Consider the following 13,451-nt stretch of genomic DNA (forward strand, 5'->3'; position numbering starts at 1 on the left):
GGTTTGGGGTTCCGCCGGGCCCGGGTACCCCGCGGGGCCCCCCCGTGCTTTGGGCAAATTCATGCGCGGGCGCCAACCCCCCCCGGGGCCGTTGTGGCCGGGGCGGGCCCCCCCCCCCCACACACCGGCCCCGAACGTGGGAACTACAGGACCGCGGGACCCTGACGGATCAGCGGTCGAAGTAGTCCGGCTGCGTCTGGGCGTTGAGCTCGTCCAGCTCGACCCGCTCGGCCGGGTCGGTGCGCCGGTCCTCCAGCTTCAGCACGTCGAAGCCCTTGGCGATGTCGCTGGAGTAGATGTGGCCGTTGTAGTAGTACGCCGACCAGGAGCCGGCCATGGTGACCTGGTCGAGCGTGACCGGGCCGCGCTCGAAGAAGGCGATCTCCTTGGGCTTGGAGGAGTTGGTGAAGTCCCATACGGAGATGCCGCCCTGGTACCAGGCCTGGACCATCAGGTCGCGGCCCTTCACCGGGATGATCGAGCCGTTGTGCGCGACACAGACCTCGGCGTCGGCCTGGTGCCGGTCGATCTTGAAGTAGCTGCGGAAGACCAGCTTGCGCTGGTCGCCCTTGCCGACGATGTCGTAGATGCCGTCGGCGCCCCGTTCGGGCCCGATCTCCGCGTTGCAGGTGGCCGCGCCGCCGCCACCGAGCTCGTCGGTGAAGACGACCTTGTTCGCACCCTGGTTGAAGGTCGCCGAGTGCCAGAACGCGAAGTTCACGTTGTCCTGGACACGGTCGATGATCTTCGGGTGCTCCGGGTCCTCGATGGAGAACAGCAGACCGTCACCCATGCAGGCGCCGGCGGCGAGGTCCTTGGACGGCAGCACCGTGATGTCGTGGCAGCCGGTCGTCTTGGAGACACCCGGGTTCTCCGGCGCACCGGGGTTGCCGCCGTCCGGGAAGAGCACCGGGAAGTTCACGATCCGGGCCTTCTGGGGCGCCTTGACCGGCACCTTGATGACGGAGATCCCGTCGTGCGGCGGCTTGCAGTCCGGGAACGTCTCGTCGGGCGCGTACGAGGAGACGTACACGTACACGTTCTTCTTGCCGTCCGGCACCAGCGTGTGCGTGTGGGAACCGCAGGCGGTCTCCACGGCGGCGATGTACTTCGGCTGCCGCTTGTTGCTGATGTCGAAGATCTTCATGCCCTCCCAGGAGGACTTCTCCGTGGCGGGCTGGGAGGTGCTGGAACAGGAGTCGTCGCTGCGCGAGGAGTCCGTCGACAGGAACAGCAGGTTCCCGGAGACCGAGATGTCGTTCTGCGAACCGGGGCAGAGGACCTGCGCGACGGTCTTCGGCTTCTTCGGCTTGCTGATGTCGTAGATGACGAAGCCGTCGTAGTTGCCGACGTACGCGTACTTCCCCTGGAAGGCGAGGTCCGTGTTGTGGCCCTTGAGGGCGCCCTTCGGCACGTTCGTCAGGTGCTTGATGTTGGAGCTGTGGACGATCTCGTCCACGCCGGGTATGTCACCACGGGTTATCGCGGCCCTGGCCTCGGCCTGCTCGCTCTTGGTGACGGAACCGCGCTCGGCCGGGGCATCGCCCGGGTCGGGGGTAGCGGCCGCCGTGGTGGCCGTCAGCAGCGTGGCGAGGAGTCCGGCTGCGGCTGCCACCGCGCCCAGACGTCTGCGCCGCACGCGGGTGGTGCGCAACGAGGTCACTGCGTCCTCCTTGTCTCCGTTCGGGTTCGAACGGTTCATGAACCCCCGGCAGTATCGTCTCTCTCATGTACACATCAACAGATGGCAACACAGACGTAATAAAAGTTTTTGATCTTCGCACGGTGGAAGCGTGTTAGGACGGTCTGCAACAAAACCATGTGGCACAGGAGGTCACCGTGTTGATCCATCGCCGGTCCGCGACTCTGCGCTCAACCGCTCTCGCGGCGGCGGCCGTTGCCGCCGTGCTCGTCCTGGGGGCCTGTGACGCGGGCAGCGGTGACGGACGGTCGGACAAGGCCGACGACGCGGGTCCGGGTGTGGTCGCGCCCGGCAGTCCGGGCGAGCCCGCCCGGACGATCTCCGCCGAGGAGGCCGTCAAGGAGGCCGGTCAGGACACCGCCAACTCCGCCGACTTCCGCTACGCGCGGATGATGATCGAGCATCACGGCCAGGCGATCGTGATGACCGGGCTGGTCCCGGAACGGGCCTCCGCCGACACCGTCAAACGGCTCGCGGATCGCATATCGGCAGGCCAGAAGCCGGAGATCGGCGCGATGAAGGGGTGGCTGCAGAAGAACGGCGGCGACCGGCGCAAGGAGCGCCACGACCACACCACGATGCCCGGCATGGCGACCGATGCCCAGCTTGACACGTTGCGCGCCGCCGAGGGCAAGGCCTTCGACAAGCTCTTCCTGGAGCTGATGGTCACCCACCACCAGGGAGCGATCACCATGGCCACGGAGGCGCTCACCGAAGGGAACGACGTCATCGTCGAGGAGATGGCGAGCGACGTGGTCGCCCAGCAGACCGTGGAGATCAACCGGATGCGCGGGCTGATGGACTGAGCCACTCGGCCGAACGCCCCGTGCACCGGGCGGTGCGAATCGGCCCGGCGGTGCCATCCTGGAGGGAACCTCCGGGAAGAGGTGCGCCGTGCTCTCCGTCGCCGTCGTCGGTTCCGGTCCCAGCGGGGTCTACACCGCTCAGGCCCTGCTCCAGCAGTCGCTCGTGCCCGATGTGCGCGTGCACGTCCTGGACCGGCTGCCCACCCCGTACGGACTCGTGCGGTACGGGGTGGCCCCCGACCACGAGAAGATCAAGTCGCTGCAGAACAGTCTGCGGACGGTCCTGGAAGACGACCGGGTCACCTTCGTGGGCAACGTCGGCGTCGGCGGGGCGGAAGGGGTCTCCCCCGCCCGGCTCGCGGACCTTTACCACGCGGTCGTCTACTGCGTCGGGGCATCGGCCGACCGGACGCTCGCGGTGCCGGGCGAGGGGCTGCCGGGCAGCTACTCCGCCACCCGCTTCGTCTCCTGGTACAGCGCCCATCCGGACGTCGGCGCCGACCCGTTCGTCCTGGACGCCCGCTCGGCCGTCGTGATCGGCGTGGGCAACGTGGCGGTCGACGTGGCCCGGATCCTGGCCCGCGGCGCCGACGAACTACGGGCCACCGACGTGCCCCGCGCGGCGCTCAGCGCACTGGAGGACAGCCGGGTGCGCGACGTGCACATCGTGGGCCGCCGGGGCCCCTCCCAGGCCCGGTTCACCACCAAGGAGCTGAGGGAACTGGGGGCGCTGCCCGGTGCACGGGTCGTCGTCGACCCGACTGGACTCGCGCTCGACCCCGCGTACGCCGCTCCGGACGGCCTGCCCGGATCGCTGCCGCTGCCCGCCGTGGTGCGGCGGAACCTGGAGGTCCTGCGCGGCTGGTCGGCGGCCGGGGAACCGGCGGCGGCCGACGCCGGGCGCCGCATCCGGCTGCGGTTCTTCCTGCGGCCGGTGAAGCTGCTGGAGCGCGACGGGCGGGTAGCCGGGGTGCGGTTCGCCCGGACGGCTCCGGACAGCGGGGGCGGGGTCCGGGACACCGGCGCGTACGAGGATGTCGAGGCGCAACTGGTCCTGCGGGCGGTCGGCTATCGGGGGGTGGAGCTGCCGGGACTGCCCTTCGATCCGGTGCGCGGCACAGTGCCGCACGCGGCGGGCCGGGTACTGCGGGACGGGACGCCGGCGCCGGGCGAGTATGTGGCGGGGTGGATCAAGCGGGGGCCGACCGGGGTGATCGGTTCGAACCGCTCCTGCGCCAAGGAGACGGTGGCCTCGCTCCTGGAGGACGCGGCCGCGCTGAGGAGCCGCGCGGCGGTGGACGATCCGCTGGCCGTGCTGCGGGAGTGGGGGCTGCGGCCGGTGGAGTGGTCCGGCTGGCTGTCGATCGAGCGTGCGGAGGCGGAGCTGGGCCGATCGCTGGGGCGCGGCCCGGTGAAGATCCCTGACTGGACCGGGTTGCTGGCGGCGGCCCGGGACAGGGACCGCTGAGCAGCTGCCCGCGTCATCCCTCCCGGGCCGCCACCACCAGCCGGGCGCGAGGGCTGCCGTCGGGGCGCTGGCCCAGCTCGGTCAGCGGGAGCAGCCGCACGGCGAATCCGGCCTGCGTCAGGTCCTCCAGCACGTCGCCGAGCGGGAACGTGCGGTAGTACATGACGAACCGCGGGCGCCACAGGGCGTTGCGCACCCGCATCGCCGCGTCGAAGCCGAACAGCGACCAGTAGGCGCGCGATCCCACCGGGGGCGGTGCGCCGATCGGGAAGACGAACTGCCCGCCCGGCCGCAGCGAGCCGTACACCTCGGCGAAGAGGCCGAAGCGTTCGGCGGGCAGGAAGTGGCCGAACGCGCCGAAGCTCAGGGCGAGATCGAAGGCGGGCGCGAAGGGCAGGGAGCGGGCGTCGGCCCGCACCCAGTGCACCGCCGGCCCCTCGCTCCCGGGCGGGAAGGCGGCACGCGCCTCGGCGAGCATGCCCGCGCTGAAGTCGACGCCGACCGCACGCTCCCGGCACAGCTGCCGGAGCACGCCGATTCCCGCGCCGGTGCCGCAGCAGACGTCGAGTCCGGTGTCGAAGGGTCCGAGCTCGCGTACCGCCCGGGTGACGGCGTCGAGCACGCGGTCAGGGGTGCGGTAGGGCGTCCGGTCGAACTTCGGGGCGAGGAGGTCGTATCCGCGCTCGGTCGAGGAAAGCGCCTGAACGGCCAGTTCGCGCACGGTGGGGCCCTGTTTGGTGAACATCACGGGCCACCCTACCGACGCGGCGCACCCGCCGCGGCCGGTCGGGCGCCGGGTGGGGGCACGGGTGGAGGCCCGGCGGGGGCACGGGCGGGGCCTGGCGGGGCGGAAGCGTCAACGTCCTTCGGAAAGTCGCCGCTTGAGGGTGATGGCGGTATCGGCGGCGTACGCCTGGGTCCAGCTGCGGCCGGCCCCGGACTTCCAGGTGACGTGGACCGTGGAGCCGTCGGTCCGGGCGCTCTCCACGGTCATGGACCGGTCGCCGTCGCGCACGTCGCCGCGGCGCAGTTCGCCCGCCTCGACCGTGACGGGACGCTCCCCCGGCGCGTTCTCGGCCTCCTCGGCCGCCCGGAGGAGTACGGCGGCCAGCTCGCGGGCCGCCCCGGAGGTGCAGGACCAGACGAGCTCGCCGGTCGGGGGCGAGAGCCGGATGGAGACGCGGGGGCCGGGCTCCCCCGCGGTGACCGTGACCGGCGCGGGCTCCCCCGCGGCGACCGTGACCGGCACGGGGTGGCCGTCGGCGTCCGTGATCCCGCTGCCCATCGTCGTCTCCTCGGTGTCCCTGTCCCCGGCCGTGTCCAGACCGCCGTCCGGCCGTCGTCCGGCCCCCGCCAGCATGTCAGCACCAGGCAGCGGGAGGCGCGAGCGGGGCGGGGGCGTGGTGTGTGCCGGGGGGACACTGGTGGAGCGGCTCTCAGCTCCGGTAGACGTCCAGGCGGCCGCACATGCCGAATCTGCCGCGCGCCGAGGGCCGTTCGGCGTGGACGCGGGCGTCGGCGAGGTGGCCGGCCTCGCCCCGGTCCAACGCGTCGAGCTGGCCGGCGGTGGCGGCGGCGGCCGTGGCGGCTCCCTGCTCCCAGCGGCTGCGCCACTCGGGCGTCCGGGGACGGACCAGCGCGGCAGCAGCACGGTGGAACGCGGCCAGCGGTTCCGGGTCGCCGTCCTCCACGGCCTCGCGCAGCACCAGGAACCCCTCCACGGCGAGATCGCGCCGGGCCCGCGCGGCCCGCTCCTGCACGGCCTCCCCGGCGTCCACGGGCAGCGTCGCCGCCGTGCGGTAGACCTCCGGGTCCGCGAGACAGCGGGGCGGCAGGGTCAGCACGGCGTCGCCAGCCTCGGGCAGCCCGCTGTTCTGCATGAGCACGATGACACGCAACGCGTCCTCGTTGACCAGCCGATGCACGGCGCCCGGGGTGAACCACACGAGCGCGCCCGGTGTCAGCGGGGTCTCCAGGAATCCGGAGGCCGTGAGGGTCTGCACGGAACCGCTGCCGCCGACCACGACGTACCCCTCCGAGCAGGTCAGGTGCAGATGCGGGGTGCCCCCGCGCAACCCGTCGGCGGCGGGCCAGTCGTAGACGCTCAAGTGCGAGACGGCGACGGCGCCGGGCAGTCCTTCGAAAGTCACCACGGGGGCTCCTGGGTCTCGGCGGCACGGGGCGCACGGCCTGCGCGAACACACCGCACCGGCCGCCCGCAAGCGCTTTCTACGGCAGCTGAACGCTAGGGCCGCCGCGGGACGCCGGTCAAGGGCACGGCCCCCGCCCGTCGGCCGCCCGGACGGGGGCCACACCGACGCGACCGGGGCGGCGGGCGTGTACGGGGGCCACTGTCAGTGGGCGGGTGCAAACTGGCACTGTTCCGACACAACGGCGTTTCGGGAGGTCCAGGACCATGACCGGCGTATTGCTCACCGCAGGCACCCGCAAGGGTCTCTTCATCGGCCGCAGACACGGGGGGACCTGGGAGATCACGGGCCCGCACTTCAACGCGCAGGCGATCTACTCGGTCGCCGTGGACACCCGGGGGGACACCCCCAGGATCCTGGTCGGCGGGGACAGCGCGCACTGGGGGCCTTCCGTCTTCCACTCCGACGACCTGGGCGAGACCTGGACCGAGCCGCGACAGCCCGCGGTGAAGTTCCCCAAGTCCACCGGGGCGTCGCTGGAGCGCGTCTGGCAGCTGCACCCGGCAGGACCCGAGGCGCCGGACGTGGTCTACGCGGGCACGGAGCCGGCCGCGCTGTTCCGTTCCGAGGACCGGGGCGAGTCGTTCGAGCTGGTCCGGCCGCTCTGGGAGCACCCGACCCGCTCGCGGTGGGAGCCGGGCGGCGGCGGCGAGGGGCTGCACACCGTCCTGACCGACCCCCGGGACGCCAAGGCCGTGACCGTGGCCGTGTCGACGGCCGGCGTGTTCCGGACCAAGGACGGGGGTGCGAGCTGGGCCCCGTCGAACAAGGGCGTCTCCGCGGTCTTCCTCCCGGATCCGGACCCGGAGTTCGGCCAGTGCGTGCACAAGGTCACCCGGGACGCGGCCGACCCGGACCGGCTCTATCTGCAGAACCACTGGGGCGTGTTCCGCAGCGACGACTCCGGCGACCACTGGAGCGACATCGGCGCGGGCCTGCCCTCCGACTTCGGGTTCGCCGCCGTCGCGCACCCGCACCGCGGCGACACGGCGTACGTCTTCCCGATCAACGCCGACGCCGACCGGGTCCCGGCGGAGCACCGCTGCCGGGTGTTCCGCACGACCGACGCGGGGCGCACCTGGGAGCCGCTCACGGAGGGCCTGCCGGACGGGGCGCACTACGGCACGGTGCTGCGGGACGCGCTGTGCACCGACGACGCGGACCCCGCCGGGGTCTACTTCGGCAACCGCAACGGCGAGTTGTACGCCAGCGCGGACGACGGCGACAGCTGGCGGCAGCTCGCGTCGCATCTGCCGGACGTCCTGTGCGTGCGCGCGGTGGCGCTCGGCTGACGGCAGTTGATCGGAGTGGTCGTATCAGCAGTAGAGTGCGGGCCGTGGCAGCACGACCGTTGAAAGAGATCATCGAGCCGGGGTGGGCGGACGCCCTCGAACCCGTCGCCGAACGCGTCGCCGCTATGGGCGACTTCCTCCGCGCGGAGATCGCCGCGGGACGCACGTACCTGCCCTCGGGGGCTCATGTACTGCGGGCGTTCCAGCAGCCGTTCGAGGAGGTGAGAGTGCTGGTCGTCGGCCAGGATCCGTATCCCACCCCGGGGCACGCGATCGGGCTGAGCTTCGCGGTGGCGCCCGACGTCCGGCCGCTGCCGGGCAGTCTGGAGAACATCTTCCGGGAGCTGCACGCGGACCTGGGGCTGCCCAGGCCGTCCAACGGCGATCTCACACCCTGGACGCGGCAGGGGGTGCTGCTGCTCAACAGGGCGCTGACCACCGCGCCGCGGCGGCCCGCCGCCCACCGGGGCAAGGGCTGGGAAGAGGTGACCGAGCAGGCCATCAAGGCGCTGGTCGCCCGGGGCACGCCCCTGGTGTCGGTCCTGTGGGGGCGCGACGCCCGCAATCTGCTCCCGCAGTTGGGCGACTTCCCCGCGATCGAGTCCTCGCACCCCTCCCCCATGTCCGCCGACCGGGGCTTCTTCGGCTCGCGGCCGTTCAGCCGCGTCAACGAACTGCTGGAGCGCCAGGGGGCGCAGCCTGTGGACTGGCGGCTTCCGTGACCCGTCCCCCGGCGGCGCCCGACGCGGCCGGACCCGGCGCGTACGTCCTCGGGGTGGACTCCGGCGGCTCCGGTCTGCGGGTGGCGCTCGGCCGGGTGGAGCTGCCCGGGCCTGACTCGACGACGCTCTGCGCGGAGCCGGTGCGGACGGGGCCCGGCGGCATCGACGCCGGGCATCTGCTGGACCAGTTGCTGCCCGCGGCCCGGGAGTTGCTGGACCGGGCGTCCGCCTCCGCGACCGACGGCGCCCCGACGGGCGGGGTCGCGGCGCTGGCGATCGGGGCCGCCGGCATGGCCACGCTCGGCGATCGGTTGCGGTCGGAGCTGCCCGGCGCGCTCGCGGACGCGCTGGGGGTGCGCCGGCTGGCGCTGGCCGCCGACGCGGTGACGGCCTACGCGGGCGCGGTGGGACAGCGCCCGGGGGCGGTCGTCGCGGGCGGCACGGGCATGATCGCCCTCGGTACGGACCTGACGGAGTGGCACAGGGCCGACGGGTGGGGTCACCTTCTGGGTGACAGTGGCGGCGGTGCGTGGATCGGCCGTGCCGGACTGGACGCGGCGATGCGGGCCCATGACGGGCGGCGTGGCGGCTCCCCCGCCCTGCTGGACCGGGTGCGGGCCGTGTTCGGACCGGCCGAGGCGCTGCCCGGGCTGCTCTATCCGCGCTCCGACCGGCCGGCCGTGCTGGCCTCGTTCGCCCCGGAGGTGGCGGCGTGCGCCGGAGCGGATCCGGTGGCCGCCGACATTCTTCGGCAGGCCGCCGGTCATATCGCCGAGGCCGCGGCGGCTGTGTGCCCGACGTCCGCCGGGCCGGAAGTCGAGGACGGCGAAGGTGGTGAAGTGGCTCTGACGGGTGGCTTGTTCAAGATGGGCGAGCCCCTGATGGCACCCGTGCGCGAGGAGCTGGCACGGCTGTTGCCGAGGGCCCGGGTGACCTCGGCGGCGGGCGATCCGCTGACCGGCGCACTCCGGATCGCGCGAGCCCTGGCTGCCGGGGATCTGCGCCTGCCGCTCCACCCGACGATGCTGTTCGTGCCCCAGGAGCACGGGAGCGGACAGCCCGGCGGAACGACGGTGCGCGAGGAGCCCCGTACGGGGTGACGGCCGGCGGACGAAGGGGAGCCGGATCGGAGGGCGGCGGAACAACGACCCGACAGACAGGGACACTCCGGTGGTACGTCACTCATCGGACATAAGCGGATAGTTAACGCTCGACCGGACCCTCCCCGAACAGAGGGGCAGGCAAAACCAGTAGCATGCGGCGCCATGAGCACCCCCACTGGGCCCGCTTCCGGCCTGCCTGTACGAATGCCGCGACCTCGCCAGTCCGGACGGCACCGCCGCCCGGAGCCCGTGGTCGCACCCGAGGGCGCTGCCGCGCTCGTTCTCGCCGTTCCCGGTACCCCCTCCTCGGCCACGCGCGGCCTGGCCGAAGAGGTGATCAGCATCGCCCGTTCCGAGCTGCCCGGCCTCAACGCCCGGATCGGCTACCTCGACGGCGACGATGCCGAGTACCCGACCCTTGCCACCGTTCTCGCCCACACCGCCGCCGAGCGCGTCGCGCGCTTCGAGCAGGCCGTCGCCGTCGGCCGCGAGGTCGCCGAGCCCGCGGGTCCGCCCGCCGTCGTGGTCCCGCTGCTCGCGGGTCCCGACAGCGCGCTGATCCGACGGATACGGCAGGCCGTGATGGACAGCGGTACGCAGGCCGAGCTGACCGATGTGCTCGGCCCGCACCCGCTGCTCGCCGAGGCCCTGCACGTACGGCTGTCGGAGGCCGGGCTGGCGCGCGCCGACCGCGCCAGGCTGTTCACCGTGGCCACCGCCGCCGACGGCATCGTGCTGGTCACCGTGGGTGGCGAGGAGGCCGTGCGGGCCGCCGGGATCACCGGCATGCTGCTGGCCGCCCGGCTCGCTGTGCCGGTGATGGCCGCCGCGCTGGACGTGGAGGGCTCGGTCGCCTCGATCGCGGAGCAGTTGCAGGGCTCCGGCTCCGCGCAGCTGGCCCTGGCGCCGTACCTGGTGGGCCCGGAGGTCGACCCCGGCCTGCTGGACGCCGCCGCGAAGGAGGCGGGCTGCGCGACGGCCGAGCCGCTGGGCGCCTACCCGGCGATCGGCAAGCTCGTGCTGTCCCTGTACGCCACGACGCTGGGCATCACGCCGGCGACGCCGCAGGGAGCTCAGGCTCACTGACCGGACGCCGTCGCCGTGGGGCGGCGGCTCGGGAAGCCGGACAGCGCGGCGGGGGGGGGGGGGGGGCGGGGGGGGGGGGGGGGGGGGCCGGCGCGGGGGGGGGGGGGCGCGGGGCGCGGGGGGGGGGGGCGCCGGGCCCCCCCCCCCCCCGCGGGCCGCCCCCCCCCCCCCCCCGCCCCCCCCCCCCCCGCCCCGCCCCGCCCCCCCCCCCCCCCCCCCCCCCCCCCCCCCCCCCCCCCCCCCCCCTGTCCGGGGGGGCGGCCGCTGTCGGACGCGACCGTCCGGGGGCGACCGCTGCCGGACGTGCTGCCCCGGGAATGACCGCTGTCAGACGAGGACGACGCAGGAGGCCGCGGGAACCTCGACGGAGCCCGCGTGCCGCGGGACACCCGTCTCGGCGTCCACGGCGAACCAGCTGACGTTCCCGGAGTGCTCGTTGGCCGCGTACAGCCACTGGCCGCTCGGGCCGAGGGTGAGGTCGCGCGGCCAGCGGCCGCCGCAGCCGACGGTGGCCACCAGGGCCGCCTTCTCGCCGCTCTCGTCGAGGGTGAGCACGGAGATGCTGTCGTGGCCCCGGTTGGCGGTCCACAGGAAGCGCCCGTCGTGCGCGACGACCACCTCGGACGGGTAGGTGCGCGCCGCGTCGTCGGCCGCCTCGTGCTCGGGAAGCACCGGTGTCTCGCCGAGCACGTCGAGACGGCCCGCAGCCGCGTCCCAGCGGCACACGGTGAGCGTCGGCTCCAGCTCGCCCAGGACGTAGGCGAGCGAGCCCGAGGGGTGGAAGGCCAGATGGCGCGGACCGGTGCCGGGGCGCAGGGCCGTCTCGCTGTGCAGGCGCAGGGCGCCGGTGACGGGGTCCAGGGCGCAGACGCGTACCGAGTCGGTGCCGAGGTCCACGCTGACCACCCAGTTCCCCGAGGGGTCGGCGAGCACCTGGTGGGCGTGGGGGGCCTCCTGGCGGCCGGTGTCCGGGCCGTTGCCCTCGTGCTGAAGCACCGAGGCCGCCGCTCCGAGCGAGCCGTCGGCGAGGACCGGCAGGGCGGTGACGCCGCCGGAGGTGTAGTTGGCCGTGACCAGGTGGTTCCCGGCGAGCGCGAGGTGGGTGGGCGCATCGCCGTCGACGGCGCGGACGGGACCCAGGAGAGCCGGCACGTCGCTGTCGAGGGCGAAGGCGGCGGCGACGCCGGGGGTGCTCTCGCCGACCGCGTACAGAGCCGTGCCGCCCGGGCCGACCGTGAGGAACGAGGGGTCGGGCACGGCGTCCGTGGACCCCAGCACCGTCAGCGCACCGGTGTCCCGGTCCACGGCGGCGGCGGTGATCCCGCGCCCGCCCGCCGAGGTGAACGACCCTACGAATGCCCGCCCGGCGCTGTTGCCGATCATCGCGCTACCCCTCTTCACCGTCGCCGCGATCTTCACGGCCGACGGTAGCAGGCACCCCCCTGCGGTCCAGACCAATGCGGCCGGAAGGAATCGGCGGGCGCGGGCCCGCGGCTCCGCGGTCAGGCCGGTTCGGGCGCCACGGCCGGTGTCCGGCCGCCCCGGCCCTGGAGCGGTGCCGCCAGCGCGGCGAGTGCCCGCTCCAGGCCGTGCAGATGGGCCAGGGCCGGGTCCGCGGCGGCCCCGGGCAGCTCGGGCAGGTGAAAGCCGCGGGAGCCTTCGGGTGCGGTGAGCGCCTCGACGGCCGCCTCGACGCGGGAGCACGCGGCCGACAGCCGCGCGTCGTGCGAGGCGTCCGGGTCGGCGGCGATCGAGGCCAGGCCCCGGACCTCGGTCACGCAGTCGTCCAACAGCGCGAGCACCTGCCGGGCGCGCGCTTTGCGGGCCGGCAGCGGGCTCAGGGGGTGCACCAGCGGCGCGAGCGAGAGCCGGACCCGGCCGAGCAGCACCTCCAGTTCGGCGACGCGGGGGCCGGGGTCGGCGAGCGTCGAGCCGGCGAGCCGGTCGGCGGCCTCCGCCGTGCAGGCGTGGACGCACCGCAGGGCCTTCTGGATCCACGCGTCGGTGATGGCGTGGGTGGTGACGGGGAGGACCAGCAGCACGGCGAGCACCGCGCCGAGGGAGCCGACGGCGGTCTCCGCGACGCGCAGCCAGAGCAGGGCGGCGTCCAGGACGCCCAGCGCCCCGTAGAGCATGCCGGCCATCACCGTCACGAAGAACATCATCCAGCTGTACGAGACCGCCGCCGTGTAGAAGATGCCGAAGACGCTGACCGCGACGATGGCGGCGGTCGGGGCTCCCGCGCCGTCGAGCGGGATGGCCACGGCGAAGCCCGCGACGATGCCGATCACGGTGCCCAGGACCCGCCGGAAGCCCCGTACGAGCGTCTCGCCGCGCGAGGTGGTGTTCACGAAGACCCACCAGGTGGCTCCCACGGCCCAGTACCACCGCTGGTCGGACAGGATCTGCCCCAGGCCCAGCGCGAAGGCCCCGCCCAGGGTGGCCTGGACGGCCTGCCGGGTGGTGATGCGCAGCGGGCCCGGGCCCTCCGGGGGAGCGGGCGCGGCCGCGACGGGCAGCCGCCGCTCGTAGCACCACAGGCCGAAGCGCACGGCGGACGAGGCGCCCAGGGACAGCAGCACGGCGACGTACAGCTCGGGCAGCTGACCGGGCACGGTGTGCAGGAACTGGGCGGCGAACAGCATCATGAACGCGAAGACGCCCAGCGCGTGCCCGCGCGGCCCCCAGCGCCGGGCGTACACGCCCGCCCCCATCACGGCGAGGAAGATCAGGTCGCGGGCGACCGGCTGGTCGTGCAGCACGGCGGCGACGGCGAGGACGGGCAGACCGACGACCGGGAGCAGGACGGTGGTGACCGCCTGACCGCGCACCGTCGGGTCGGTCACGGTGAACAGGGCGAGCAGCGCCGCGAGGCCGCCCGTGATGGCCGCCACGAGCGAGTGCCCGGCGAGGCCGCACAGCGCGACCGCGAGGCTGATGCCGAGAACGCCACGGCCGGCGAAGCGCAGCCGCACCCGCCCCGGGTCCGGCGCCACGAACACCCTTTTCAGCACACTTCCACCCCTTCCGCGTCTCCGCAGAACTCGCATGAAAAAGGCGCC

General features: G+C 73.8%; 12 protein-coding genes. 6 read left to right on the forward strand and 6 right to left on the reverse strand.

All coding sequences use genetic code 11. The features are described from left to right. Nucleotides 1-169: 169 nt before the first annotated feature. A complete protein-coding gene (locus ACIQRW_RS27940) occupies nt 170-1,663 on the reverse strand; it encodes an LVIVD repeat-containing protein (protein WP_403765130.1) in 1,494 nt (497 codons plus the stop codon). A gap of 158 nt (nt 1,664-1,821) precedes the next feature. Between ACIQRW_RS27940 and ACIQRW_RS27945 the strand changes: the two genes are divergently transcribed. Beyond that, nucleotides 1,822-2,508, forward strand: coding sequence for a DUF305 domain-containing protein (locus ACIQRW_RS27945; RefSeq protein ID WP_403765132.1), 687 nt, complete (start codon nt 1,822-1,824; stop codon nt 2,506-2,508). 88 nt (nt 2,509-2,596) lie between these two features. Then, nucleotides 2,597-3,976 (forward strand): FAD-dependent oxidoreductase, encoded by a 1,380-nt coding sequence (locus ACIQRW_RS27950; protein WP_403765134.1) that lies wholly within the window; start codon nt 2,597-2,599, stop codon nt 3,974-3,976. Between the two features lie 13 nt (nt 3,977-3,989). On the opposite strand, the gene ACIQRW_RS27955 is transcribed toward ACIQRW_RS27950, so the two are convergent. The 3 genes from ACIQRW_RS27955 to ACIQRW_RS27965 form a co-directional block, all read right to left on the reverse strand. Beyond that, the gene (locus ACIQRW_RS27955; protein WP_403765136.1) at nt 3,990-4,721 is read right to left on the reverse strand and encodes a class I SAM-dependent methyltransferase; all 732 of its coding nucleotides are present in this window, start codon (nt 4,719-4,721) and stop codon (nt 3,990-3,992) included. Nucleotides 4,722-4,832: 111 nt separating this feature from the next. Continuing rightward, nucleotides 4,833-5,261, reverse strand: a complete 429-nt coding sequence (locus ACIQRW_RS27960; protein ID WP_403765417.1) for a hypothetical protein — start codon at nt 5,259-5,261, stop codon at nt 4,833-4,835. 151 nt (nt 5,262-5,412) lie between these two features. Then, nucleotides 5,413-6,129, reverse strand: a complete 717-nt coding sequence (locus ACIQRW_RS27965; protein WP_403765138.1) for a cupin domain-containing protein — start codon at nt 6,127-6,129, stop codon at nt 5,413-5,415. Between the two features lie 263 nt (nt 6,130-6,392). Here ACIQRW_RS27965 and ACIQRW_RS27970 point away from each other — a divergent pair, with 263 nt between their 5' ends. From ACIQRW_RS27970 to ACIQRW_RS27985, 4 genes are all read left to right on the forward strand, one after another. Further along, nucleotides 6,393-7,478, forward strand: a complete 1,086-nt coding sequence (locus ACIQRW_RS27970) for a WD40/YVTN/BNR-like repeat-containing protein (RefSeq protein WP_403765140.1) — start codon at nt 6,393-6,395, stop codon at nt 7,476-7,478. 44 nt (nt 7,479-7,522) lie between these two features. After that, nucleotides 7,523-8,200: a uracil-DNA glycosylase gene (locus ACIQRW_RS27975; protein ID WP_403765142.1), complete on the forward strand. Its 678-nt coding sequence runs from the start codon at nt 7,523-7,525 to the stop codon at nt 8,198-8,200. Further along, nucleotides 8,197-9,300, forward strand: a complete 1,104-nt coding sequence (locus ACIQRW_RS27980) for an N-acetylglucosamine kinase (RefSeq protein ID WP_403765144.1) — start codon at nt 8,197-8,199, stop codon at nt 9,298-9,300. The genes ACIQRW_RS27975 and ACIQRW_RS27980 overlap by 4 nt, the downstream gene beginning before the upstream one ends. 165 nt (nt 9,301-9,465) lie before the next feature. After that, nucleotides 9,466-10,389 carry a sirohydrochlorin chelatase gene (locus tag ACIQRW_RS27985; protein WP_403765146.1) on the forward strand — a complete coding sequence of 308 codons (924 nt, stop codon included), beginning with the start codon at nt 9,466-9,468 and terminating at the stop codon, nt 10,387-10,389. A 327-nt stretch (nt 10,390-10,716) separates the two neighbouring features. Here ACIQRW_RS27985 and ACIQRW_RS27990 read toward each other — a convergent pair whose 3' ends face one another. Both ACIQRW_RS27990 and ACIQRW_RS27995 read right to left on the reverse strand, forming a co-directional pair. Then, entirely contained in the window at nt 10,717-11,772 is a 1,056-nt protein-coding gene (locus tag ACIQRW_RS27990) for a lactonase family protein (RefSeq protein WP_403765148.1), read from the reverse strand. A 119-nt stretch (nt 11,773-11,891) separates the two neighbouring features. After that, entirely contained in the window at nt 11,892-13,403 is a 1,512-nt protein-coding gene (locus ACIQRW_RS27995; RefSeq protein WP_403765150.1) for an FUSC family protein, read from the reverse strand. Nucleotides 13,404-13,451 lie beyond the last annotated feature (48 nt).

The organism is Streptomyces sp. NPDC091287, from assembly GCF_044768525.1.
In the GTDB taxonomy this organism is placed as follows: Bacteria; Actinomycetota; Actinomycetes; order Streptomycetales; family Streptomycetaceae; genus Streptomyces.